Below are 24,765 nucleotides of genomic sequence, written 5' to 3'. Positions count from 1 at the left end.
TCAGATGCCTTCCTCAGCGGTGACGAACGAAGCCTGGTACTCGGCGAACTGCGCCCGCTCCTCGTCGACGAGCGCGTGCCCGTCGGCGTAGACGTGCTCGAACAGCGCCATGTCATCGGGGTCGGGCATGGCCCGTACGGCGTCCCGTACCCGCTTGGCCAGCGCGTCGCTCTCCCGCTCGAGGTCGGCGAAGTACGCGTCGTCGACCAGGCCCTCGCGGGTCAGCAGGGTGCGCAGCCGCAGGATCGGGTCCTTGGTCTCCCACAGTTCCCGCTCCTCCGGGGAGCGGTAGCGCGTCGGGTCGTCGGAGGTGGTGTGCGCGCCCATGCGGTAGGTGAACGCCTCGATGAGCATCGGGCCCTGCCCGGTGCGCGCACGCTCCAGCGCGGCCTTGGTGACGGCCAGGCAGGCGAGCACGTCGTTGCCGTCCACCCGCACCCCGGGGAAGCCGAAGCCCTGGGCGCGCTGGTAGAGCGGGACCCGGGTCTGCTTCTCGGTGGGCTCGGAGATGGCCCACTGGTTGTTCTGGCAGAAGAAGACGACCGGGGCGTTGTAGACCGCGGAGAAGGTGAACGATTCGGCGACATCGCCCTGGCTGGAGGCGCCGTCCCCGAAGTAGGCCAGCACCGCGGAGTCCCCGCCGTCCTTGGCCACGCCCATCGCGTAACCGGTCGCGTGCAGCGCCTGGGAACCGATGACGATGGTGTACAGGTGGAAGTTGTTGCTGTTGGGGTCCCAGCCGCCGTGGTTCACCCCGCGGAACATCCCCAGCAGATTGGTCGGGTCCACGCCCCGGCACCAGGCCACACCGTGCTCGCGGTAGGTGGGGAAGACGTAGTCGGCGTCGTTCAGCGCCCGGCCGGAGCCGATCTGCGCCGCCTCCTGGCCGAGCAGCGACGCCCACAGGCCCAGTTCGCCCTGGCGCTGGAGGGTGGTCGCCTCGGCGTCGAACCGCCGCGTCAGCACCATGTCCCGGTACAGACCGCGCAGCTCCTCGGGGGTCGGGTCGATGGAGTACTCCGGGTGCTCGACCCGTTCGCCCTCGGGGGTCAGCAGCTGGACGAGTTCGGTCTGGCCCGCAGGCTGCTGCTTCTTGGCGTTCCGCGCGGTGGTGCTGCGCTTGGCTCCGCTGCGGCGCGGCTTGCGCGCGGCAGTGCTCTCCACGGTCACGTGTGCTCCTCCGTCTGTCCGGCCCCCGGGATCCGCCGGCGGCCAGTTGCGGCTCGCCCGCTCGGCGACGGCGCACGGGGTGGGTGCGCCGAGGCATGACCGGGCGTGACAGGTACCCGGCGGCTGGCCCTGCACAAGGCACGTTACCCAGTGCGTCGCGTGTCTGCGAAACCCCACCTGACCTGCAATTTTGCTTGGATTTCCAAGTAAATCGCGTGGCCGGGGAAACATCCACTGGTCACAGCCCCGCAGGCCGCCGGACAAGCGCACGGTATCCCGCTGGACAACGGCACGGGAAGACTTCGTGTGTGAGACTGGAGCCGTGCGCGAAGAAGGAAAAATAAGGATTTTCCTGGTCGACGACCATGAAGTCGTACGACGCGGCGTGCGCGACCTGCTCGCGAGCGAGCCGGACATGGAGGTGGTCGGCGAGGCGGGCACCGCGGCCGACGCGCTGGCACGGATCCCGGCCGTCCGCCCCGACGTCGCCGTCCTGGACATCCGGCTGCCCGATCGCAGCGGGGTCGAGGTCTGCCGTGAGATCCGCGCCCGCGACGAGTCCATCCGCTGCATGATGCTCACCTCCTTCGCCGACGACGAGGCGCTCTTCGACGCCATCATCGCGGGCGCCTCGGGCTATGTCCTGAAGGACATCCGCGGCGGCGAACTGCTCGCCGCCGTCCGGGACGTGGCCGCGGGCCGGTCCCTGCTCGATCCGGTGGCCACCGCCCGCGTACTGGAGCGGCTGCGCGGCCAGGCGGCCGTCAAACCGGCGGACGACCGGCTCGCCTCCCTCACCGAGCAGGAACGCCGAATCCTGCTGCTGATCGGCGAGGGGCTCACCAACCGGGCGATCGGCGAACGGCTGCACCTGGCCGAGAAGACGATCAAGAACTACGTCTCCAGCCTGCTCTCCAAGCTCGGCATGGAACGCCGCTCCCAGGCGGCGGCGTACGTCGCCCGAATGCAGGCCAAACAGACCCAGAGGCGATGACCCTGACGGGGGCGGACGAACGGGGCGGCGGCGCGGGCCCCGGGGGGCGGCACGGAGACAGACGCGCTGAGCCCGGCGGGGGCGGTGCGGGCCGGGGCGGGGTGGTGCCGTCTCGGTCAACCGGGTGCGTTCGGCAGGCGCGTCGTCCCCTTTGTGTGCGCCGTGGCGGTGATGTCCGGTGATCTAACATCTGGCAGGTGCCGCGCTCACATGTACGCTCCGCCGAGGACGCTCCCGACGGGGAAACCCTGAGCACCCTGCTCCGCCGCTACGACAGCGCCGGTGAGGCGGTCTCCTGCGAACCGCTCACCCAGGGGCTGCTCAACCGCGGCTACCACCTCGCCACCACCCGCGGCCGGTTCTTCCTCAAACACCACCTCGACGGCGACCGCACCGCCATCGCCCGCCAGCACCGGGTCACCCAGCGGCTGGGCGCGCTCGGGGTGCCCGTCGCCCCGCCGGTCCCCGATGCCGACGGCCGTACGGTCGTGGTCATCGGCGGCCGCTGCTACGCCTTACACCCCTGGGTCGACGGGCGGCACCGCGACGGCGGTGAGCTGACCGCCCCGCAGTGCTGGCGGCTGGGCGGGCTGCTCGGGCTGGTCCACACCTGTCTGGAGCGGGTCATGCGGGCCCGTACGGGCGACCGGCAGCCGCCCGGGGAGGCGGCCGACCCGGTGGACACCTTCGCCGTCATCGACGAGCTGCTCACGCTGGTCCGGAGGCGCCGGGCGCGCGACTCCTTCGACGAGCTCGCCGAGCACCGACTGGTCGAGCGGCGGGCGCTGCTGGAGCGGCACGCGCACCGCCGCCCGGAGGCACACGCCGTCCCGGTCACCGGCTGGGTGCACGGCGACTTCCATCCGCTGAACCTGCTCTACCGCGATACGGAACCGGCCGCCATCGTCGACTGGGACCGGCTCGGGGTGCAGCCGCGCGCCGAGGAGGCGGTCCGGGCCGCCGCGATCTTCTTCGTACGGCCCGGCGGCACCCTGGAGCTCACCAAGGTGCGGTCCTACGCACGGGCGTACCGCCGCACGGCGGGGGCCGGGGGCGCCGAGATGGCCGCGGCCGTGCACCGGGTGTGGTGGGAACGGCTCAACGACTTCTGGATGCTGCGCTGGCGCTACCAGCGCGGGGACGGGCGCGCCGACCCGCAGTTCCCGGCGGCCGCCGCGCTGGTGGTGTGGTGGACCCGGGAGTACGACGCGGTCCGCGACGCCTTCTGCGGCTGAGCGGGCACCAAGGGGGCTGACGGGGCCGCCGAGGGAGCTGGCGGGGGCGCCGAGGACCTCTGAGGAAGGCTCCCGGCGCCCCCGCCCCGTCCTCAGGGTGTGCCGTCGACGTCGCCCGTGTCGCCCGTCGGATCGGTGGGCTGGCCGCCGCCCGTCGAGGGCGGGTCGTTCGTGGGCTCAGTGGTCTGCTCGCCGCCGCCGGGGGTGGTCTGCTCGTCGCTCGGCTGGTCGTCGTTGCCCGGATCCGTCGGCTGGTCCGTGGGCTCGTCGGTGGGGTCGCCGTCGGAGTACGTCGGCGTCGGGTCCTGGCTCGGGAGGTAGTCGCTGCCCGTGCCACCGGAGGTGGCCTCGTCGGCCGGGACCGTGTCGTCGCCCGTGTCGTCGCTCGGCGTATCGCTCGGCTCGTCGGTGTTCTTGTCCTGGGTGACCGAGGTCTGGTGCTTGCTCGGCTGGTTCCCGTCGTCCTTCTGGCCGGCGTTCAGCGCGAAGGCGACCCCGGCCGCGACGGCGATCACCGCGAGCACCGCGATCAGCCACACCCTGCTGCGGCCCTTACGGCGCCCGGAACCGCCGTGGTAGCCGCCGTCACCGCCGCCGGGGCCGGTGAGGACCGGCTGCTGGGTGGTGTCGCCGTGGCCCGGATGCGGGAGCGCGGTGGTGGCCCCGACGCCGTGCATGCCCATGGCGGGGGTCGCGGCGCCCAGGTGCTGGGTGACCGGGCCGGTGTTCCAGACGCCGGTGTGGCCGCCCGCCTCGTGGAGCATCTGGAGCGCGTACTGGACCAGTCCGCGCATCTCCTCGGCGCTCTGGAACCGGTCGTCCGGGTCCTTGGCGAGGGAGCGCATGACCAGGCCGTCCAGCTCCGGCGGCACGGTGCCGGAGATCTCCGACGGCGGCACCGGGGTGTCCTGGACGTGCTGGTAGACCACCGACAGCGGGGTCTCCCCGGTGAACGGCGGGCGAAGCGCCAGCAGCTCGTAGAGCAGACATCCGGTGGCGTACAGGTCGGAGCGGTGGTCCACGGCCTTGCCGAGGGCCTGCTCCGGCGAGAGGTACTGCGGTGTGCCCATGACCATGCCGGTCTGGGTCATGGTGGACTGCGCGCCGTGCAGGGCGCGGGCGATGCCGAAGTCCATCACCTTGACCGCGCCGCTGTTGGTGATGATCACGTTGGCGGGCTTGATGTCCCGGTGCACGATGCCGTGCTGGTGGCTGTAGGCGAGCGCCTCCAGCACCCCGGAGACGATGATCAGCGCCTGGTCCGGCGGCGGGGCCTCGGCGTTGAGCAGCAGATCGCGGATGGTCCGGCCCTCGACCAGCTCCATGACGATGTACGGCACGGTGTTCTTGCCGACGGTGTCCTCGCCGGAGTCGTAGACCGCCACCACCGCGTGGTGGTTCAGCCCGGCCACGGACTGTGCCTCGCGGGTGAAGCGGGCCTTGGACACGGGGTCCTCGGCCAGGTCGGCGCGGAGCAGCTTCACCGCGACCGTCCGGCCGAGCCGCAGGTCCTCGGCGGCGAACACCTCCGCCATACCGCCGCGGCCGAGGCGGCTGGTCAGTCGGTATCGGCCATCGCCGACAAGTCCCGCGTTGCCCCACGCCTCGGGTGTGTCCGGCATTCCGGACCCGCTGGCGTCAGGTTCGGAGGGCCCCTGGGCGCTCTGGGTCTGTGCCATCGGTCCTCGCCGTCTCGTTCTCGGTGGGGGTCTGGTAGAGATCGCCCCGCCCACGGGCGGTACGGTTCCCGCTAGGCACGCTACAGCCTTCGCGCCGCGCGTCGGTTGGTGATGGACCGGTCATCAAACCTGTTGACGCTGAAGCGATGCAAATCGCGTGACGGGTTCTTACGCATCCGGTCACGGAACGGGCACGTGGCTTGACGTGTCCGTGGCCTGGGGCAGACTTGGCCACGATATCCAGAACGTCAAGATCAATGCGTCGAAACGTGCGCGTCGGAGTAGTGGGTGCGCCGAGGGGGAAGTACGACATGAGCCAGCACGGCGCATCAGGGCGGTACCAAGGCCACTCTCTGGCGAACGGCCGCTATCAGCTGCGTGACCTGCTGGGCGAGGGCGGCATGGCCTCCGTGCACCTGGCCTACGACACCGTGCTGGCCCGCCAGGTCGCGATCAAGACGCTGCACACCGAGCTGGGGCGGGAGCAGTCCTTCCGCGAGCGTTTCCGCCGCGAGGCCCAGGCTGTTGCGAAACTCACGCACCCCAACATCGTTTCGGTCTTCGACACCGGCGAGGACGACATCGGCGGCTCGCTGATGCCGTACATCGTCATGGAGTACATCGAGGGGCATCCGCTGCGTTCGGTTCTGGACACCGATGTCCGGCAATACGGTGCGATGCCGACCGAAAAGGCACTGAAGATCACCGGCGATGTGCTGGCGGCGCTGGAGATCAGCCATGAGATGGGGCTGGTCCACCGCGACATCAAGCCGGGCAACGTGATGATGACCAAGCGCGATGTGGTCAAAGTCATGGACTTCGGCATCGCCCGCGCCATGCAGTCCGGGGTCACCTCCATGACCCAGACCGGCATGGTGGTCGGCACCCCGCAGTACCTCTCCCCCGAGCAGGCGCTGGGCCGCGGCGTCGACGCCCGCAGCGATCTGTACTCGGTCGGCATCATGCTCTTCGAGCTGCTGACCGGCCGGCTGCCCTTCGACGCGGACTCGCCGCTGGCCATCGCGTACGCGCACGTACAGGAGGAGCCGGTCGCGCCCTCCACGATCAACCAGTCCATACCCCCGGCAGTGGACGCGCTGGTCGCCCGCGCCCTGAAGAAGAACCCGAACGAGCGCTTCCCGAACGCCGAGGCCATGCGCGACGAATGCGTCCGGGTCACCCGTACCGGTCAGACCGGTGCCTCGCCGATCATCATCAGCGGCGGTCCGCCGGCCCGCAGCGGCGCCGGTGTCGGCTCGGCGGTCTTCCCGCCGATCGACCAGCAGACGCCCGCCCCGGGCCCCGGCAGCGTCCAGACGCCGTACCAGCCGCAGCCCTCCGCCGGGCAGTACGGCGCCTTCGGCCCGTCCACCCCGCCCCCGTCCACCGGCCAGCCGATGGGGCAGCAGGGCTACCAGGCCCCGACGCCGGCGTACCCGGGCGGCCCCAGCACCCCGCCGCCGTACAACATCTCGCCCGCCTCGACGCCGTCCGGCAGCGGTGGCGGCAACGGCAACAAGCGCGTGATCATAGGTTCGGCCGTCGTCGCGGCGGTCGCGGTCATCGCCGTGATCCTGGTGGTCGCGCTCAACGGCGGCGGCGGTTCCGAGGACGAGAGCAAGGGCGGCGACACATCGACGTCCCCGTCGGCCTCCGCGACCTCCGCGGGCTTCCGCATGGGCGACAAGACGAAGACGATCGACCCGGAGAAGTGCACCGACGCATACGAGGACGACGACGAGAAGGGCACGTACACGGTGCCCGACTTCCAGAACCTCTACATCGACTCGGTGAAGAAGTGCATCCGCGCGGCCGGCTGGAAATACCGCGTGGTGCCCCAGGACGAGAATCTGTGGGGCAAGGGCACGGTCCTCAATTACACGTACCGGAACTACGAGCCGTACAACCCCAAGACGGACACCATCGAGCTGACCGTCTCCACCGGCAACCCCGGGTAGGCACGGCTCCCCGGCCCGGCCGCGCCCGGCACACCGACGCCGCGGGCCTCATCTCCGGATGAGGCCCGCGGCGTCGTTTCGTCGTGCGGCCCACGCATCAAGGGCCTGGTGAGCGGCTCAGAGATACGGGCCCGAGCGGGCGCCGCCCTGCTTGGGCGCCACCTCGTCCTCCTCGCCCCCGCCGAGCCCCGGCGGCAGCGCCCGGCGCATCTGCTCCAGCTGAGCGCGCGCCGCCATCTGCTGGGCGAACAGGGTGGTCTGGATACCGTGGAACAGCCCCTCCAGCCAGCCGACCAACTGGGCCTGGGCGATGCGCAGTTCCGCCTCGGTGGGCACCGCGTCGTCCGTGAAGGGCAGCGACAGCCGCTCCAGCTCCCCGATCAGCTCGGGTGCCAGCCCGTCCTCCAGCTCCTTCACCGAGCTGGAGTGGATCTCCTTGAGCCGGACCCGGCTGGCCTCGTCGAGAGGCGCGGCGCGGACCTCCTCCAGCAGCTGCTTGATCATGCTGCCGATCCGCATGACCTTCGCCGGCTGTTCGACCATGTCCGTCACGGGAACCTCGCGCGACTCGTCGTCACCACTGTCCTCGCCAGAAGCAGGAGCGACGCCGCCGAGTGCCATGCCGTCCGGACCGACGACCAGGACGTGCGGGCTCTCCTGCGCTCGTTCGTTCATCGGCTGGTTCATACCCCTATTGTTCCGCACCGGCACCCGGCGCGGAGGGCGAGGGTCGGGGAATCCGGCGCCGATGTCAGCGGCGGCGCAGCCGCAGACCGAAGAACGCCAGGCCGAGGCCGAGACCGGTGAGCGCCAGACCGGTGCCCAGCGGCAGCACCCGCATCGCCCGTCCACTGGGCTCGGAGGCGGTCCGCCGGCCACCGTAAGGCTGCCCGGACGGGAGCGACTCGCGCGCCTGGTGCCGGTCCGGCCGCTCCGGGACGGGCACGGAGGACGGCGTCCACTCGGGCACCAGCGAAAACCGCCCGGCGCTCTCGTCCTCCCCCTCCTCGTCTCTCCCCTCGTCCCCCTGGTCCCCGTCCGGCGCCCCGGTCGAGGGGCCGTCGTCCGACGGCGAGGTGGCGGGCGTCCCGGTGCGGCCGGGGTGCGCACGGCCCTCACCCGCACGAGTGCCCGCCAGCCCGCTGCCGGTGTCGTCGCCGCGGGGAGCGGCGGCGAGGGCAGCGGGGGCGGCGGTCAGCGCGGTACCCGCCAGCAGGGCCGCCGCGGGGAGCGTGCGAAGCGTCGCAGGGTTCACGGTGGTCACCCTCCCGTGCCGAACCATTGCGTAACGGGATCAGCGTCACATGAGGGTATGGCTCGGGCATCTTTAACGCATCCGCACGGAACCGTACGGAATCGTACGGTTCCGTACGCACCGGACCCGCTGGGGTCACGGGGACCGCGCCGGGCTGCGACGGCTGGGCGCCGGGGCATAACCCGCCCCGCCGGACCACCGGCCTGGGCCGGGCCCCATCGGGTGGCCAAGGCCACACCCAGCCACACCCGAACGCGCCCGGACCGGCACAGGGCCACACCCGAACGCGCCCGGATACACCGGGACCGGCACCGGGCGGCCGCCCGGACCAGCGACCGAGCCCACCGTCCGCCCCTGCGGACCGCACCTTGGCGACGCCTGACGGTACCCGGCCGCCCGCTGGACCCACCGGCCTCGCACCGGGCTCGGCCACACCGGGCCCACCGGACTCGCACCGGGGCGACGCCCGATCGATATCCGGCCACACCGGATCCACCGGACTCGCTCACGTCGTCAGCAGGATCTTCCCCACATGCTCGCTGGACTCCATCAGCCGGTGGGCCTCCGGGGCCTCCCGCATCGGGGTGGTGCGGTAGACGATCGGGCGGACCCGGCCGCTGCCGATCAGCGGCCAGACGTGTTCCCGGACCGCCGCGATGATCGCCGCCTTCTGTGCCAGCGAGCGGGCTCGCAGCCCGGTGGCCGTCACGGCGGCGCTCTTGGACAGCAGGGTGCCCAGGTTCAGCTCGGCCTTCGCGCCGCCCTGCATCCCGATGATCGCCAACCGGCCGTTGACGGCGAGCGTCTCCACGTTCTTGGCGAGGTACTTCGCGCCCACGATGTCCAGGATGACGTCCGCTCCCGCACCATCGGTGGCCTGGCGAATCTCCTCGACGAAGTCCTGCTCGCGGTAGTCGATGAGGATGTCGGCCCCCAGCTCCCGGCAGGACGCCAGCTTCTTCGGACCGCCCGCGGTCACCGCGACCCGCGCCCCGACCGCCTTCGCGAGCTGGATCGCCATGGTGCCGATACCGCTCGACCCGCCGTGCACCAACAGCGTCTCACCCGGCCGGAGGTGGGAGATCATGAAGACGTTGGACCATACGGTCGCGGTCACTTCGGGCAGCGCGGCGGCCGTGACCAGGTCCACGCCCTCGGGGACGGGCAGCAGTTGCCCCGCCGGGACCGCCACCTTCTCGGCGTACCCGCCGCCCGCGAGCAGGGCGCACACCTCGTCGCCCACCGCCCAGCCGGTGACGCCGGGGCCCAGCGCCGAGATCCGGCCCGAGCACTCCAGACCGGGGTAGGGCGGGGCGCCGGCCGGCGGCGGGTAGAAGCCCTGACGTTGCAGCACATCCGCGCGGTTGACGCCACCGGCGGCGACGTCGACCAGGACCTCCCCCTCGCCGGGCACGGGATCGGGGACCTCGGCCCATACCAGGGCTTCGGGGCCACCGGGTTCGGGAATCGTGATCGCATGCATGGCCGCGAGGCTACTCCTGGACCATCGGCGCGCGAACGATCGTGATCAGCCGATCGGCCGCCCGCAGCGGACTGGCGTCGGGGTCGTCGTACGCGAGCAGGCGATGGCCGCGCAGCACGGACACCACGAGGTCGTCCGTATCCCGCACCGATTTGCCCACCTCCGCCTTCACCACCGTGCGCTCCACCAGGTCCAGCCCCGTGCCCTGCTGGATCAGATCCTCGATCACCGCCCCGGCCGTCGGGCTCTGCACGCTCATGCCCAGCAGCCGCCCCGCCGCGCTGGCGCTGGTGATCACCGCGTCGGCCCCGGACTGGCGCAGCAGCGGCGCGTTCTCCTCCTCGCGCACCGCCGCCACGATGTTGGCGCCCCGGTTGAGCTGTCGGGCCGTCAGCGTGACCAGCACGGCGGTGTCATCGCGCTGAGTGGCGATCACGAACTGGCGGGCGCGCTGCGCCTCCGCCCGCAACAGCACATCGCTGCGGGTCGCGTCACCCACCACCCCGGCGAACCCCTCCGCGTTCGCCGCCTCGATCACCTTGTGGTTGGGGTCGACCACGACCACGCGGTTCTTGGGCAGCCCCGTCGCACAGAGGGTCTGCACCGCGGACCGCCCCTTTGTGCCGAAGCCGACGACGACGGTGTGATCACGCAACGCTGACCTCCAGCGGTTCAAGCGGTACTGCTCGCGGGTGCGTTCGGCCAGGACTTCCAGGGTGGTGCCGACCAGGATGATCAGAAACAGCACGCGCAACGGTGTGACCAGCAGGATGTTACAAAGCCGCGCGCTGTCGCTGTACGGCACGATGTCGCCGTAGCCGGTCGTCGACAGCGTGACGGTCGAGTAATAGACGGCGTCGAGGAAGTCGACCTCGTCGTCGGAGTTGTCGTGGTAGCCGGCGCGGTCGACGTACACGATGGCCACCGTCACCACCATCACCAGCAGCGCCAGCAGCAGCCGACGGACCACCTGGCGCAGCGGGCCCGCGGGGAAGTGCGGCAGATGGACGCGGTGGCCGCCGTCCCCGGGGGTGCGGGCGGCCGCGTCATGGCTGGGCAGCTTCACGCCGGACCCTCCTCGGGGGATATCTCCTCGTCGCCGTCTCCGGCGTCCTTGGCTTGATGGCCTGTCATTCGGTCCGTCGCTCTGTGTGTCGCTCGGTCCGTCGCTCTGTGTGTCGCCCGGTCTGCCGCTTGGTCGGTCGCGTTCGCCGACCACGGGAGGTCCAGCACCTCGATCTCGGTGCCCCGCTTCGCCCCGCCGGGCGGGATCACGGCGAGGCCGTCGGCCACCGCGATTCCGCGCAGCATCGCCGGGCCGTTGAAGCGCAGCGGCACCGCCATGTCCTGCCGGAAGGCCACGGGCACCAGCCGGGTGTCCCGCGGATGCCCCTGCACGGTCTCGGCCAGCGGGGCCGGCCCGGGGGCGGGGGCCGGGCGGCCCGTCAGCGTCCGCAGCAGCGGCTCGGCAAGGGTCAGCAGACCGGACACCGCGGCGAGCGGATTGCCGGGGAGCCCCACGAGATGCCGGGCCGGGCGACGCTCAGGACTTCCTGGGCTTCCTGAACTTCCCGGGCTTCCCGGACTTCCTGGGTCTTCGGCGCTTTCGGGGGTGCCGGGACTCTCAGGGTTTCTCGCGGGGAGGCGCGCCAGCAGCATCGGATGGCCGGGGCGCACCGCCACCCCGTCCACCAGCAGCTCGGCGCTCAGGCGGCGCAGGGTGGGGTGGACATGGTCCAGGGGGCCCGCGGCCGTGCCTCCGGTCGTCACGACGACGTCGGCGGACGACCCGGCCACCGCCGCGTACACCGCGTCCGCCTCGTCGGTCAGCCGCCGGGTGCCGGACACCTCGGCGCCGAGCGCCCGCAGCCACGGCCCGACCATCGGCCCCAGCGCGTCCCGGATCCGGCCGTCGTGCGGCAGCCCCTCGGTGAGCAGCTCGTCGCCGAGGACCAGCACCTCGACGCGCGGTCTGCGCACCGTCGGCAGCTCGTCGTACCCGGCCGCGGCCGCCAGGCCCAGTACGGCGGGGGTGATCAGGGTCCCGGCCGGGAGCAGCTGATCGCCGCTGCGGCACTCCTGGCCGCGGGTGCGGATGTCCTGGCCGAGGACGACGGGGTGGGCGGGGGACGCGTGGAGCCAGCCGTCGCCCGCATCGGTGCCGTACTCGCTGCGCAGCACGGCGGTGACGCCGGGCGGGACGCGGGCGCCGGTGGCGATGCGGACGGCATGGCCGTCGGGCAGGGGGGCCGCCTCGTCGTGTCCGGCGAGGATGCCGTGAGCCCGGTCGTCCTCCTCGGTGTCACCGGTTCCGCCGGTCGGCAGCCGCCAGGGGCCGGGACCCGCGAGCGCCCAGCCGTCCATCGCGGAGGTGTCGAAGGGGGGCAGGTCGGTGAGTGCGGCCAGCGGCGCGGCCAGGACCTGCCCGAGCGCCTCGGGCAGCGGCCGCATCACCGGGGCCGTGTGGGCGGCCTCCTTGACGGCCGCGCGGGCGGCGATGGCGCGGGCGTCGGGCCAGGAGGTGGAGCTGCGGTGCGGTTCGTTCATGGGCTGGTGAGAGGGCGGACGCGGAGGGGAGGTGGGTGCGCCGGGGGTGCGCTTCGGGCGCGGGGCCGGGGCCTGCGGGGCGGGGGCCCTGGACCGCGTATGTCTGGCGCCGGTGCCCTCTGACGTCGAGTTGCCCAGGAGTTGGCGCCATACACACATGTCGGCGTCCGGGGCCGCCGCCCCTGCGCCCCCGTCCCCTTCTGTCGGAGCGCGGCTCTCCCGCTGTTTCCCGGTCCGGCCATGGGCCAGGTCCAGCGCGGTATCGACCCAGTCCGGTCCGGTGGAGTCGTCGTCGCGGCCGCTCTCCCGGGCGGGTCCGCGCGTGCGGCCGTGGCCGTGACCGTGGCCGTGGCCGTGGCCGTTGGCCAGGTCCAGGGCGGCGTCGGCCCAGTCCTCCTCGTCGGGTGACGCCGGTCGCTCCGGTGCGGGCACCGATTCATTGGCCAGTGCCAGCGCCTCGTCGAGCTCGCGGTCGAGCGGGTCCCCGTCCCGGGGGCGGCGAGGTGTCACCGCTCCTCGGCCCAACGCACGGCGAGCGCCGCGGCCTTCTCGGTCGCGGCGGCCAGTGCTTCGGGGCCGCCGCCCTTCTGGGCCGCGGCGTAGCCGACGAGGAAGGTGGTCAGGGGGGCGGCGGGCCGGGCGACGCCGTGTGCGGCGTCGCGGGCCAGGTCGAGCAGGGCGGCGGTGTCGACATCCAGGTCGATCCCGAGCTCGGCCTTGACTGCGGCAATCCATTCGTCCAACACGTTTCCATGCTCCCTGATGCGCGCTCGAGCTGTGGTGATGTCCTCCCAGGTGTCGCAGTCGAACGACGCTGTGGGGTGCTGGAGGCGGGCCAGAGCCAGCTCGGAGACGAGGAGGCGGAGGGGCAGCCCGCCGAGGCCGCCGTGTTCGGTGGCGAGAAGGGCGATCTCGCGGCGCAGCGGCTCGGCGCGGTAGGCGGCGACGAGGGGCTGTTCGCGGCCGTCGGAGTCGATGAGCACGGCCCCCTCGGCGTCCTCGATGCCGGTGAGGAGGGCCTCCACGGTCTCGGGGGTGAGGAAGGGCAGATCGGCGGAGAGCACGAGGACCACCGGAGCGGTGGTCTGCCGGATGCCCGCGTCGACGGCCGCGACCGGGCCGCCGCCGGGCGGCTGCTCCCGGGCCCACCGCACGGGCCGTACCGTGGGCCTGCGCGGCCCGACGACGACGGTCCGCCCGGCGCCGCGGCAGGCGTCCAGCACCCGGTCGAGCAGGGCCCGACCGCCCACCCGCAGCGCGGGTTTGTCCACCCCACCGAGCCGCCGTGCGGCGCCCCCGGCCAGGATCACTGCGTCATACGCACCTGGAGTCACCCCATGAGTATGGCGCCGCCGCGCCTGCGCTACAGCCGCCGCAGCAACACCATGGGCTGCTCCACGCAATCGGCCACGTAACGCAGGAACCCGCCGGCGGTGCCCCCGTCGCACACCCGGTGGTCGAAGGTGAACGACAGCTGCACCACGTGCCGCACCGCCAGCTCGCCCTGGTGGACCCACGGCTTCGCGGCGATCCGCCCGACCCCGAGCATCGCCGCCTCGGGGTGGTTGATGATCGGTGTCGAGCCGTCGACCCCGAAGACGCCGTAGTTGTTGAGGGTGAAGGTGCCGCCGGTCAGCTGCGCGGGGGCGAGCGTGCCGGTCCGTGCGGCCTCGGTGAGCCGGGCGATCTCCTCGGACAGTCCTTCGACGGTGCGGGCCTGGGCGTCGCGCACCACCGGGACCACCAGGCCCCGGTCCGTCTGCGCCGCGAAGCCGAGATGGATGCCGGGGAGCCGGATGATGTCCCGGCTGTCCATGTCCACCGTGGCGTTGAGCTCGGGGAAGCGTGCCAGGGCGGCCGTGCAGATACGGGCCAGGAGGGCGAGCAGGGAGACCTTGGGGCCGCCCGCGGCGTTCATCGCCGCGCGGGCGGCGAGGAGTTCGGTGGCGTCGGCGTCCACCCAGCAGGTGGCATCGGGGATCTCGCGCCGGCTGCGGGCGAGTTTGTCGGCCACGGCGCCGCGCACCCCGCGCAGCGGAATCCGCTCCTCCGCCGGACCGGTCACGGGGGCGGGGGCCGTCGTCGCGACCGCCGGCTCGACATCGGCCCGGAGAGCCCGCTCGACATCGGCCCGGAGGATCAGCCCCTCGGGCCCGGAGCCCTTGAGCCGCCGCAGATCGACGCCGTGCTCCCGGGCCAGCCGGCGCACCAGGGGCGAGATCACCGGAATGGGCTCCGCGTCGTTCCGCACCGCCGTCGTCTCGCGCGGCGGGGCGGGGGAGCGCTGGACGCGACGGCGCCGCGCGGCGGGAGCGGTGGTGCCGTAGCCGACCAGCACATTGCCCGATCCGGCCGCGCTCTCGGCGACCGGTCCACCGGAGGCGGGCGGGCCCGCGGCCTCGTCCGAGCCCTCCGGGACGGCGACCGTGATCAGTGGCGCCCCCACCGGCACCTCCGCGCCCTCATCGCCGTACCGGGCCGTCACCACACCGCCGTAGGGACAGGGCACGTCGACCATCGCCTTGGCCGTCTCGACCTCCACCACCGGCTGGTCGACCGCGACCACATCACCGACCTGGACCAGCCAGCGCACGATCTCCGCGCCGGTCAGCCCCTCGCCCAGATCGGGCAGGGTGAACTCCCGTACGACAGTCATCGGGCCGCGCTCCCCTCTGTCCACTCCGACTCCCACTGCAGCCGGGCGACGGCGTCCAACACCCGGTCCACACCAGGTAGATGGTGCCGCTCCAGCATGGGCGGCGGGTAGGGAATGTCGAATCCGGCGACGCGCAGCACGGGCGCCTCCAGGTGGTGGAAGCAGCGCTCGGTGACCCGGGCGGCGATCTCCCCGCCGGGCCCGCCGAATCCGGCCGCCTCATGGACCACCACGGCGCGCCCGGTCCGCCGTACGGAGGCGCAGACCGTCTCGTCGTCGAAGGGGACGAGCGAGCGCAGATCGACGACCTCGAGGTCCCAGCCCTCGTCCCGGGCCGCCTCGGCGGCTTCGAGGCACACCGGCACGGAGGGGCCGTAGGAGATCAAGGTGGCGGCCCGGCGGCCGCCGGTGCCGGGCCCGCGCACCACCGCGCGCCCGATCGGCGGCACCCGCTCGGGGGCGTCGGCCGACCAGTCGGCCTTGGACCAGTACAGCCGCTTGGGCTCGAGGAAGATCACGGGGTCGTCGGAGGCGATGGCGGCGCGCAGCAGCCCGTAGGCGTCGGCGACGGTCGCGGGGGCGACGACATGGAGGCCGGGGGTGGCCATGTAGTAGATCTCGGAGGAGTCGCTGTGGTGCTCGACGCCGCCGATACCGCCCCCGTAGGGCACCCGCACGGTGATCGGCATCGGCATGGCGCCCCGGGTGCGGTTGCGCATCCGCGCGACATGGCTGACGAGCTGCTCGAAGGACGGGTACGCGAAGGCGTCGAACTGCATCTCGACCACCGGCCGCAGCCCGTACATGGCCATGCCGACGGCGGTGCCGAGGATGCCGGCCTCGGCGAGCGGCGTATCCGTGCAGCGGTCCTCGCCGAACTCCTCGGCCAGCCCGTCGGTGATCCGGAAGACGCCGCCGAGGGTGCCGACGTCCTCGCCGAGGACGTGGACGGACGGATCGGCGGCCATGGCGTCGCGCAGCGCGCGGCCGAGGGCCTGGGCCATGGTGGCGGGCTTACGGGCGGTGTCGGCCCCGACGGCGGTGGTCATCGCTCTCCCTTCCCTGCTTCGCCGGCCTCGGCGTCCAGCTCCGCGCGCAGCTGGGCCGCCTGCTCGCGCAGCTGGCCGGTCCGGACGGCGTAGACGTGCTCGAAGAGCTCCATGGGGTCCAGGACCGGGTCCTGGTGCATCCGCGTCCGCAGATCGGCCGCGAACCGCTCCGCGGACTCCCGCGCGGTCCGGACGCCCTCGTCGTCGAGCAGCGAGCGGTCCCGCAGGGCGTCCTCCAGGAGCGTTATCGGGTCGTGGGCGCGCCATGCCTCGACCTCGGAGTCGGGGCGGTAGCGGGTGGCGTCGTCGGCGTTGGTGTGGGCGTCGATGCGGTAGGTGACCGCCTCGACCAGGGTGGGCCCGCCTCCGCCGCGGGCCCGGTGCACCGCCTCGGCCAGGACCTGGTGGACGGCGGCCGCGTCATTGCCGTCGACGAGGCGGCCGGGCATGCCGTATCCGACCGCCTTGTGGGCGAGGGAGGGCGCGGCGGTCTGCTTGGCGAGCGGGACGGAGATGGCGAAGCCGTTGTTCTGGACGAGGAAGACGACCGGGGCGTGCCAGACGGCCGCGAAGTTGAGGGCCTCGTGGAAGTCGCCCTCGCTGGTGCCGCCGTCGCCGACCAGGGCGAGCGCCACGACGTCGTCGCCCTTGAGGCGGGCGGCGTGGGCCAGGCCCACGGCGTGCGGCAGCTGGGTGGCCAGCGGGGTGCACAGCGGGGCGACGCGGTGTGCGTGCGGGTCGTAGCCGGAGTGCCAGTCGCCGCGCAGCAGGGTCAGGGCGTCGACGGGGTCGAGACCGCGGACCACGGCGGCCAGGGTGTCGCGGTAGCTGGGGAAGAGCCAGTCGCGGTCCTCCAGCACCAGCCCGGCCGCCACCTGGCAGGCTTCCTGGCCGGTGGAGGAGGGATAGACGGCCAGCCGGCCCTGCCGGGTGAGGGCGGTGGCCTGGGCGTTGTAGCGGCGGCCGCGCACCAGCTCCCGGTGGAGCCGGGTCAGCAGATCGGGAGAGACGTCGGCGGCAGCGGCGGTGCCCAGCACGCGGTACGGCTCGGTGTCGGGCAGCAGCGGCGCTGCGTCGACGCGGGGCTGCCAGCCGGGCGGGGGAGTGGGCCGGTAGGCACCGGGCTGCTCAAGGACCGTCATGTCGCGACCTCCTGGGCGTGGCGTACGGCGGGAGGGCGGGGCGTGCCGTGCGGCAACGCCCTCCCCTACCGATTGTTCGGTCGTCGACGCATTTTGGCTACAGGCGACCCAAGCCTGTGGACAAACGGTTCTGCAACGCCTGTGATGAAGACAGGACGTCCATGAAGGGGAGGCGGGGCGATATGCGGGGCGAACAGATGGCCAATCCGGACGGCAAACCCCCGGCGCGCCCCCTGGACTCCATCGACCGCGAGATCCTGCGGCTGCTCCGGACGGACGGCCGCGCCTCCATACGCTCCGTGGCCGAGCAGGTGCACGTCTCGCGCGCCAACGCCTACGCGCGGATCAACCGCCTGATCGACGACGGGGTGATCCGCGGTTTCAGCGCCCGGGTGGACCAGGAGCGGGCCGGGCAGGGCGCGTCCGCGTACATCACCCTGAAGATCGTCCAGAACTCCTGGCGCACCGTGCGCGAACAGCTCCGGGAGCTCCCCGGGGCGGCCCACATCGCACTGGTCAGCGGGGACTTCGATGTCCTGCTGCTGGTGCACACCGAGGACAACCGCTCGCTGCGCGAGCTGGTCCTCACCCGGCTCCAGGCCATGCCGGAGGTGCTGAGCACCCGGACGCTGCTGGTGTTCGAGGAGACGGATCTGGACTCGGAGCCCTAGGCCGGGCTTAGGGCTGGATGCGCAGACCGTCCAGGGCTAGGTGCAGCGTAGGGCTGGGTGCGCAGGTCCCGCCTAGGGCTGGGTGCGCAGGCCCGCGAAGGCCGTACGGACCACGGCCTCGGCCACCTCGTGGGAGGTCGCGGCCCCGCCGCGGCCCGGCCGGTACCACTCCACAATGGAGTTGATCATGCCGAAGAGCAGCCGGGTCGCCAGCCGGACGTCCACATCGGACCGCAGATCGCCGTCGGCCGCCGCCTGTTTGAGCAGCTCGGCGACCTGGTGGTCGAACTCCCGGCGCCGTTCCATGGCCCACCGCTCGGTGTCCGTGTTGCCCCGGACCCGCAGCAGCAGGGTGACGTAGGGCAGCTCCGCCATCAGCACCTCGGCGGTCCGCCGGGCCACGTGCTCCAGCCGTTCGATCGCCCGCCCCTCCCGCGCGGCGGGCTCCTGGAGGATGCCGAACAGTCCGTCCAGGGCACGGCTTATGGCGAGCCGCAGCAGCTCCTCCTTGCCCTTCACATGGTGGTAGATGGAGGACTTGGAGATGCCGGCGGCCTTGGAGAGGTGCTCCATGGAGGTGCCGTCGTAACCGCGTTCGTTGAACACCTCCACGGCAACCGCGAGCAGCGATTCGGGCGTGTAGGTGTCGCGCTTGGCCATGGTCATGATTACAGCAGCTCCCCTTCGGCGGCCGCACGCCGGATCAGCGCCGGGGAAGGGGCACGGCGGCCGGTCGGGCAGGCTTCGCGGGGATCTCGCAGCGTTCGATCACCGTCATACCGCGGCATACCGCAGATCCTTTTCGACGAAGTTGTCCACAGGTTCGCCAGGCCCCCTTGTCCCGACCGATCGTTCGGTTACTCTAGCTCTGTCGCCCTTCCCAGCCCAGCCCCAGCTCGACGAGGAGTTGGTCAGTCGTGACCGCCGCACTCACCACCGCGCAGTTGACGCAAGAGCACCGCCCCACCCTCGACCAGGCCCTGGAGGCGATCCGTACCCGTGCCTACTGGTCCCCGCACCCCGAGCACCCGAAGGCTTACGGCGGCGAGGGCCGAGGCGGGCGCCCGAGCCTGAGCGTCGCCGAGGGCCAGGCGGCGTTCGAGGCGCTGCGCGGCAAGCGTCTCGAGCTGGACCAGCCGGGCACCGACGGCTGGACGGGCTCCGAGGTCTCGCCGTTCGGGGCGGAGATGGGCATGGAGTATCCGCATCCGGACCTCGATGTGCTCCTCCCGGCGATGCGGGCGGGGATGTCCGCCTGGCGGGAGGCCGGCCCCGAGACGCGGGCCCTGGTGTGCCTGGAGATCCTGGCCCGCATCAGCGCCCGGTCGCATGAGTTCGCCCAGGCGGTCATGCACACCAGCGGCCAGGCGTACATGATGGCCTTCCAGGCCGGCGGTCCCCACGCCCAGGACCGCGGTCTGGAGGCGGTGGCGTACGCGTTCGCCGAGCAGACCCGCACTCCGGGCGCGGCGGACTGGTCCAAGCCGCAGGGCAAGCGCGACCCGCTGCGCCTGCGCAAGACGTTCACGGCCGTCCCGCGCGGCATCGCGCTGCTGATCGGCTGCAACACCTTCCCCACGTGGAACGGCTATCCGGGGCTCTTCGCCTCGCTCGCCACCGGCAATCCGGTGCTGGTCAAGCCGCACCCCCAGGCCGTGCTGCCGCTAGCGCTCACCGTCCGGACGGCGCGCGAGGTGCTGCGGGAGGCGGGGTTCAGCCCCGATCTGGTGGCGCTGGCGGCCGAGCGGCCGGACGAGGGGATCGCCAAGGTCCTCGCCGTCCGCCCCGAGATCCGCATCATCGACTACACGGGCTCGACCGCCTTCGGCGACTGGCTGGAGACCCACGCCCGCCAGGCCCAGGTCTTCACGGAGAAGGCGGGGGTCAACACGGTCGTCATCGACTCCACCGACGACTACCAGGGCATGCTGGCCAATCTGGCGTTCTCCCTGTCCCTCTACAGCGGCCAGATGTGCACCACCCCGCAGAATCTGCTGATCCCCCGCGCCGGCATCACCACCGACGCCGGACCCAAGACATACGACGAGGTGGTGGCCGACCTGGCGGCGGCGGTGGACGGGCTGCTGGCCGACGACGCACGGGCGAGCGCCCTGCTGGGCGCGATCGTGGGGCCGCGGGTCCAGGAGCGGCTGGAGGCCGCTCCCGGTCTGGGCGGCGTCGCCCTGGCCTCCCGCGCGGTCACCCACCCCGACTTCCCGGACGCCACGGTCCGTACGCCGCTGATGGTCAAGGCCGACGGCGCGCGGAAGTTCTGGGAGGGAGCGGAGCCGGACGCGCCCTATCTGTCCGAGTGCTTCGGCCCGGTCTCCTTCGCCGTCGCCGTCGACTCCACGGAGGAAGCGGTGGCGCTGCTGCGCCGGACCACCCGGGACAAGGGCGCGATGACGGTCGGCGCGTACACCACCTCACCGGAGGCGGAGCGGCTGATCGAGGAGGCGTGTCTGGAGGAGTGCGCCCAGCTGTCGCTCAATCTGACCGGCGGGGTGTATGTGAACCAGACTGCGGCCTTCTCCGACTTCCACGGCACCGGCGGCAACCCGTCGGCCAACGCCACGCTGTGCGACGGCGCGTTCGTGGCCGGCCGGTTCCGCATGGTCGAGGTCCGCCGCCCGGCGGAGTAACCGGGTCCGGTCCGCGGGGCGTGCCACCGCGCACGCCCCCTCCGCCCCGGACCGCCCCGTGCGGGTCCGCTCGCCGCGTTGTCCGTCCACCAGACCCTAGGCGGGGCGGGCGGGGCCGCCCCAGTGGAAGAGGGCCATGGCCACGCTGGTGGCCAGGTTGTAGCTGGACACCTGCGGCCGCATGGGGAGGGCCACCAGCCTGGTGGCCTGCTCCCGCAGCTCCGGAGAGATCCCGTGCCGCTCGGAACCGAAGGCGAGCAGCGCGTCATCGGGAATGGTCACCGACCGGATGTCCGCCCCCTCCGGGTCCAGCACGTACAGCGGCCCCTCCGGAAGGGCGTCGCCCGGCAGCCGCTCGACCGCGGTGGCGAAGTGGAGCCCCGCGCCCGCGCGCACGGCGTTCGGATGCCAGGGGTCGATATCGCCGGTGGTGACCACCCCCGTGGCCCCGAACCCGGCGGCGAGCCGGACCACGGCCCCGACGTTGCCGAGGTTGCGGGGGTTGTCCAGCACGACCACCGGGGCCGAACGGGGCCGTTCGCACAGCTCGTCCAGGTTCTCCTGACGGCCGCGCCGGACCGCCAGGGCGGCGACCCGGGTGGGGTGCACCCTGGGCACCAGATCGCGCAGGGTCCCGGCCTCCACCTCCACCAGGAGGTCCGCGATCACCTCGGTGAGATCGTCGGCCAGGTCCGCGGCGAGTTCCAGGGCGGCCGCCTTGTCACTGGTGACCGCGGCACGCACCTCCGCGCCGAACCGCAGCGCGTGCTTCAGCGCGTGGAAGCCGTCGAGCAGCACGGTCTCGGGGGCCGTCGCGCGCCAGTGCCGTACGGCCTGCGCGGCCTGGTCATCGATCATTCCCTCAGCGTACGAGGGTGTCGGCCGGGGATTCCTCGGCGCTCCCCCGCGTCCGTTGTCCCGGCAGCCACACGGCGCGCGCCGCCACCCGGTCCCGGGCCCGGCCGAGCCGTGCCCCGGCCCAGCGCAGGACGCCCGTCGGCAGGAAGACCGCGTCCGCCGCGATCGCGGCCAGCGAGAAGAAGGGCAGCCCCAGCAGAACCGCGATGCCGAGGTGCTCCAGCATCAGCAGGACGAGCATCACGTTCTTGACCCGCCGGTTGAGCAGGGTGAAGGGGAAGGCCACCTGCGCGATGACCGTGCCGTAGGTCAGCACCATCACCAGGGTGCCGCTGGAGGCGAACACGTCGGCCAGCGCCGGCCAGGGCGAGAAGTAGTCCAGGTGCAGCGGGTAGTAGAGGGCGGTGCCGTCCTGCCAGCGCGAGCCCTGGACCTTGTACCAGCCGGCCGAGGCGTACAGCAGACACACCTCGGCCATGATCACCAGCAGGGCGCCGTTGTGCGCCACGTTGGCGAGCGCGTCCAGGACGGTGCGCGGCTCCCCCGGTGCGTAACGCTTGACGAACCACCAGCCGGCCTGGGCGATCCACAGCCCCCACAGGACGGTGGCCCAGCCCACTCCGGGCAGGGGGCCGTCGGCGGTCAGGAAGAGCCGGGCGTCGGTGCACAGCTGTGCCCAGAGCAGGGCGGCCCCGGTGACGGCCCACAGCACGACTCCGGTGACATCGCGCGGCGGCCGCTCGCGGTCCGCCTGCCGGGCCGCCCGGCGCGCGTCCAGGGACCACACCTGCCCGCATCGGGTCAGCGCCAGGTACATCGCCATCAGATGGACGAGATTGTCGCCGCCGTCCCCGACGAAGACGCTGCGGTTCTGGAGTGACAGCACCCCGAGCATGAACAGCACGGACATGGTGCGGGTGCGCCAGCCCAGCAGCAGCAGCGCGCTGGAGGCGATGGCGAGGGCGTAGACGACCTCGAACCACACCACGCTGTCGGACCACATGAGCACGCTGAAGGCGCGGTTGCCGTCGATCAGCCGCGCGGCCATGTCCCAGTTCCACGGGCCGTCCGGCCCGTACAGCTCCCGGCGGTGGGGCCATTCGCGCACCAGGAAGAGCAGCCAGGTGAAGGCGAAGCCGATCCGCACCACGGCGCTCTGCCAGGGGCCGAGCGCCGATGCGGTGACGCGGGCGTGGCCGTGCGCGACGGCGGTCTGGAGGCGGGCGGAGAGGTTCACCGGCGCTTCCCCTCCGGGAGGTCGTCGGTGGTCACCGTCCACCACGGCAGCACCCGGTACACCGTCTTGGTGTCGATCTTCTCGTCGCTCCAGGGCGGCGGGGCCACCGGAGTGGTCGCGGAGCGCACCTGTATGCGCCGCACGGTGCCGCCGTCCTGCTCACGGCCGAAGCGGAGCATCACGATCCGGCGGACGTACTGCTGGGAGAGGTCGCCGCGCACCCCCTGCGGCCGCTCCTGCGCGTCATGCGAACCGACATAGAACTCCCAGGCGCGGCGCAGCTCGTTCTGCTGGGTGTGGCTGGGCAGCGGATTGTGACGGATGGCCGCCCCGTCCTGGGCCGAGAGGTCGCGCCAGCCCGTGGTCGCGGTGGAGCCGTCGGGAGTGCTGATCTCGGCACGGGCCTGGACGGCGATGTTCTGCTGGAGCGGGTTGGGGGCGAAGAGCTTCCAGACCCGTTCGAACTCCGGATAGACGTAGTCGTCTATCGCCGCGCCATGCCGCTTGGTGATGGTGTTGGGCGGTGAGACGTTCAGAAAGGCCGTCGCGAGGTGGATCGTGGCGGCGACCGCGGCGACCGCGACGCCCACCGCGACGATCAGCTGTGCGGGCAGCGAGAGCGCGGTGAGCCGTCCCGCCGCGTCGTCGAGCCGCACCGCCGCGTCGTCGTCCGGCCCCGGCTCCGTCTCCGCCATACCCCGCCCCGCTCCCCGTGGTCCTGGTCTTCGCGCACACCGGTCGGCCGCGCGCCCCCGTGGCCCCCACGCCCCGGCACCGTACCCATGCGGAACCACTCGGCACAGCGCCCTCAGCGTCATCCACAGAGTTGACACCCTACGTTCGCCCGACGGCGCCGAGCGCAGCGACGGCGTTCCCGGCAGCCCTCCCGACGGCGTTCCCTTCTTGTAGAACCTGTTCTATCTTGACGGCCCGTCAGATGAAGCCGCGGCGCGGGAGGTACGGACAGTGGACTTCACCTTCACCGAGGAGCAGCAGGCGGCCGTCGAGGCGGCGAAGGCCGTCTTCTCCTCCGTCACGCCGGACAGCGTGCCCAGCCCCGCGCTGACCGCCGGCGCCGTCGCCGAGGACTTCGATCGCCCGCTGTGGCGGAAGCTCGCCGAAAGCGATCTGCTCGGCCTGACTCTCGATCCCCGGTACGGCGGTTCGGGCCTCGACCCGCTCGCCCTGTGCCTGGTGCTGCGGGAATGCGGCCGGGTGCTGGCCCGGGTGCCGCTGCTGGAGTCCAGCGCCGCCGCGCTGGCCGTGCAGCGGTACGGCGGGGCCGAGCTGCGCGCGGCCGTACTGCCCCGGGCCGCCCGCGGTGAGCTGGTCCTCACCGTGGCCGCCGGCGGCCGCACCGGCCACGGCCCGGCCGAACTCGCCGTCCAGGCCCGGCGGAAGGGCGACGGCTGGGTGCTGGACGGCATGCAGACCGCAGTCCCCTGGGCCCACGGCGCCGAGCTGCTGCTGATCCCCGCCCACACCGGTGACGGCCATACGGTCCTGGCCCTGGTGCCCCGTGACCATGAGGGCGTCACGCTCGACGAGCAGATCTCCACCAGCGGTGAGCGGCAGGCCGAGATCCGGCTGGACGCGGTGCGGCCGGCCGATCACGAGGTGCTGGCCGCCGACGGCGCCTGGGAGTGGCTGCGCGATCTCCTCACCACCGGCACCTGCGCGCTCGCACTGGGACTGGGCTCGGCGGTGCTCGACCTCACCAGCTCCTATGTGAGCGAGCGTCAGCAGTTCGGCTTCCCGCTCGCCACCTTCCAGGCGGTCGCCGTGCAGACCGCCGACCGCTATATCGATCTGCGGGCCATGGAGGCCACGCTGTGGCAGGCGGCCTGGCGGCTGTCCCTGGACGAGGCGCGGCCGACGGCGGGCGGGCCGCTGCCCATCGCGGGGGACGTCGCCGTCGCCAAGATCTGGGCCGCCGAGGGTGTGCGCCGCGTCGTGCAGACCGCACAGCATCTGCACGGCGGCTTCGGCGCGGTCACCGACTATCCCCTGCACCGCTACCACGCCTGGGGCAAACAGCTGGAGCTCTCCCTGGGGTCCGCCGCCGCCCACGAGGAGGCGCTGGGCGAACTCCTCGCCACCCACCCCCTCGGCTGACCGGCAGACCTGCCGATCACCGCCGATCAGGACCGATCAGCGCCGATCAGTAAGGAAACCTCTAGAGAAAGAGA

At 72.5% G+C, this 24,765-nt stretch carries 21 protein-coding genes; 6 read left to right on the top strand and 15 right to left on the bottom strand.

The window, feature by feature from the left end; genetic code table 11:
- Positions 1 to 1,170, bottom strand: coding sequence for a pyruvate dehydrogenase (acetyl-transferring) E1 component subunit alpha (pdhA, locus tag N6H00_RS20730; RefSeq protein WP_268973294.1), 1,170 nt, complete (start codon positions 1,168 to 1,170; stop codon positions 1 to 3).
- A 322-nt stretch (positions 1,171 to 1,492) separates the two neighbouring features.
- Here pdhA (N6H00_RS20730) and N6H00_RS20725 point away from each other — a divergent pair, with 322 nt between their 5' ends.
- Positions 1,493 to 2,164, top strand: coding sequence for a response regulator (locus N6H00_RS20725; RefSeq protein ID WP_268973293.1), 672 nt, complete (start codon positions 1,493 to 1,495; stop codon positions 2,162 to 2,164).
- A 197-nt stretch (positions 2,165 to 2,361) separates the two neighbouring features.
- Positions 2,362 to 3,399, top strand: coding sequence for a phosphotransferase (locus tag N6H00_RS20720; RefSeq protein WP_268973292.1), 1,038 nt, complete (start codon positions 2,362 to 2,364; stop codon positions 3,397 to 3,399).
- 92 nt (positions 3,400 to 3,491) lie between these two features.
- Here N6H00_RS20720 and N6H00_RS20715 read toward each other — a convergent pair whose 3' ends face one another.
- The gene (locus tag N6H00_RS20715; RefSeq protein ID WP_268973291.1) at positions 3,492 to 5,078 is read right to left on the bottom strand and encodes a protein kinase domain-containing protein; all 1,587 of its coding nucleotides are present in this window, start codon (positions 5,076 to 5,078) and stop codon (positions 3,492 to 3,494) included.
- Between the two features lie 311 nt (positions 5,079 to 5,389).
- On the opposite strand from N6H00_RS20715, the gene N6H00_RS20710 reads away from it, so the two are divergent.
- Positions 5,390 to 7,036 (top strand): protein kinase domain-containing protein, encoded by a 1,647-nt coding sequence (locus N6H00_RS20710; RefSeq protein ID WP_268973290.1) that lies wholly within the window; start codon positions 5,390 to 5,392, stop codon positions 7,034 to 7,036.
- 117 nt (positions 7,037 to 7,153) lie between these two features.
- Here N6H00_RS20710 and N6H00_RS20705 read toward each other — a convergent pair whose 3' ends face one another.
- The 9 genes from N6H00_RS20705 to pdhA (N6H00_RS20665) all read right to left on the bottom strand — a co-directional run bounded on the left by N6H00_RS20705 (position 7,154) and on the right by pdhA (N6H00_RS20665) (position 17,168).
- A complete protein-coding gene (locus N6H00_RS20705) occupies positions 7,154 to 7,723 on the bottom strand; it encodes a bacterial proteasome activator family protein (RefSeq protein WP_268973289.1) in 570 nt (189 codons plus the stop codon).
- Positions 7,724 to 7,787: 64 nt separating this feature from the next.
- Complete coding sequence (locus tag N6H00_RS20700) at positions 7,788 to 8,291, bottom strand: hypothetical protein (RefSeq protein WP_268973288.1); 504 nt, start codon at positions 8,289 to 8,291, stop codon at positions 7,788 to 7,790.
- A gap of 505 nt (positions 8,292 to 8,796) precedes the next feature.
- Positions 8,797 to 9,774, bottom strand: a complete 978-nt coding sequence (locus tag N6H00_RS20695; RefSeq protein WP_268973287.1) for an NAD(P)H-quinone oxidoreductase — start codon at positions 9,772 to 9,774, stop codon at positions 8,797 to 8,799.
- A 10-nt stretch (positions 9,775 to 9,784) separates the two neighbouring features.
- Positions 9,785 to 10,840, bottom strand: a complete 1,056-nt coding sequence (locus N6H00_RS20690; RefSeq protein WP_268973286.1) for a potassium channel family protein — start codon at positions 10,838 to 10,840, stop codon at positions 9,785 to 9,787.
- Positions 10,837 to 12,480, bottom strand: coding sequence for a molybdopterin molybdotransferase MoeA (locus N6H00_RS20685; protein ID WP_268977052.1), 1,644 nt, complete (start codon positions 12,478 to 12,480; stop codon positions 10,837 to 10,839). The genes N6H00_RS20690 and N6H00_RS20685 overlap by 4 nt, the downstream gene beginning before the upstream one ends.
- A gap of 347 nt (positions 12,481 to 12,827) precedes the next feature.
- A complete protein-coding gene (locus tag N6H00_RS20680) occupies positions 12,828 to 13,655 on the bottom strand; it encodes an NTP transferase domain-containing protein (protein WP_268973285.1) in 828 nt (275 codons plus the stop codon).
- A 29-nt stretch (positions 13,656 to 13,684) separates the two neighbouring features.
- Positions 13,685 to 14,977, bottom strand: a complete 1,293-nt coding sequence (locus tag N6H00_RS20675) for a dihydrolipoamide acetyltransferase family protein (protein ID WP_268973284.1) — start codon at positions 14,975 to 14,977, stop codon at positions 13,685 to 13,687.
- Positions 14,974 to 16,026, bottom strand: a complete 1,053-nt coding sequence (locus tag N6H00_RS20670; protein WP_268973283.1) for an alpha-ketoacid dehydrogenase subunit beta — start codon at positions 16,024 to 16,026, stop codon at positions 14,974 to 14,976. The genes N6H00_RS20675 and N6H00_RS20670 overlap by 4 nt, the downstream gene beginning before the upstream one ends.
- Positions 16,023 to 17,168: a pyruvate dehydrogenase (acetyl-transferring) E1 component subunit alpha gene (gene pdhA / locus N6H00_RS20665; RefSeq protein ID WP_268973282.1), complete on the bottom strand. Its 1,146-nt coding sequence runs from the start codon at positions 17,166 to 17,168 to the stop codon at positions 16,023 to 16,025. Before pdhA (N6H00_RS20665) ends, N6H00_RS20670 begins: the two co-directional genes overlap by 4 nt.
- A 182-nt stretch (positions 17,169 to 17,350) precedes the next feature.
- On the opposite strand from pdhA (N6H00_RS20665), the gene N6H00_RS20660 reads away from it, so the two are divergent.
- On the top strand, positions 17,351 to 17,839 hold the full coding sequence (locus N6H00_RS20660) for an Lrp/AsnC family transcriptional regulator (protein WP_268973281.1): 489 nt from the start codon (positions 17,351 to 17,353) through the stop codon (positions 17,837 to 17,839).
- Between the two features lie 72 nt (positions 17,840 to 17,911).
- Here the strand turns inward: N6H00_RS20660 and N6H00_RS20655 are convergent, their stop codons facing one another.
- Positions 17,912 to 18,505 carry a TetR/AcrR family transcriptional regulator gene (locus N6H00_RS20655; RefSeq protein ID WP_268973280.1) on the bottom strand — a complete coding sequence of 198 codons (594 nt, stop codon included), beginning with the start codon at positions 18,503 to 18,505 and terminating at the stop codon, positions 17,912 to 17,914.
- Between the two features lie 251 nt (positions 18,506 to 18,756).
- Between N6H00_RS20655 and paaN the strand changes: the two genes are divergently transcribed.
- Positions 18,757 to 20,481, top strand: coding sequence for a phenylacetic acid degradation protein PaaN (gene paaN / locus N6H00_RS20650; protein WP_268973279.1), 1,725 nt, complete (start codon positions 18,757 to 18,759; stop codon positions 20,479 to 20,481).
- Positions 20,482 to 20,577: 96 nt separating this feature from the next.
- On the opposite strand, the gene N6H00_RS20645 is transcribed toward paaN, so the two are convergent.
- From N6H00_RS20645 to N6H00_RS20635, 3 genes are read right to left on the bottom strand one after another with little or no spacing between them, the layout of a single operon-like run.
- The gene (locus N6H00_RS20645; protein WP_268973278.1) at positions 20,578 to 21,339 is read right to left on the bottom strand and encodes a TrmH family RNA methyltransferase; all 762 of its coding nucleotides are present in this window, start codon (positions 21,337 to 21,339) and stop codon (positions 20,578 to 20,580) included.
- A 4-nt stretch (positions 21,340 to 21,343) separates the two neighbouring features.
- Complete coding sequence (locus tag N6H00_RS20640; protein ID WP_268973277.1) at positions 21,344 to 22,576, bottom strand: HTTM domain-containing protein; 1,233 nt, start codon at positions 22,574 to 22,576, stop codon at positions 21,344 to 21,346.
- Complete coding sequence (locus tag N6H00_RS20635) at positions 22,573 to 23,271, bottom strand: DUF5819 family protein (protein WP_268973275.1); 699 nt, start codon at positions 23,269 to 23,271, stop codon at positions 22,573 to 22,575. Before N6H00_RS20635 ends, N6H00_RS20640 begins: the two co-directional genes overlap by 4 nt.
- A 271-nt stretch (positions 23,272 to 23,542) precedes the next feature.
- Between N6H00_RS20635 and N6H00_RS20630 the strand changes: the two genes are divergently transcribed.
- On the top strand, positions 23,543 to 24,691 hold the full coding sequence (locus tag N6H00_RS20630; protein ID WP_268973273.1) for an acyl-CoA dehydrogenase family protein: 1,149 nt from the start codon (positions 23,543 to 23,545) through the stop codon (positions 24,689 to 24,691).
- The last annotated feature ends 74 nt before the right edge of the window (positions 24,692 to 24,765 follow it).

The organism is Streptomyces sp. S465 (genome assembly GCF_026898115.1).
GTDB lineage: Bacteria > Actinomycetota > Actinomycetes > Streptomycetales > Streptomycetaceae > Streptomyces > Streptomyces luomodiensis.
Note: the sequence above shows the minus strand (reverse complement) of the source record. Positions and strands in the feature narration are given on the sequence as shown.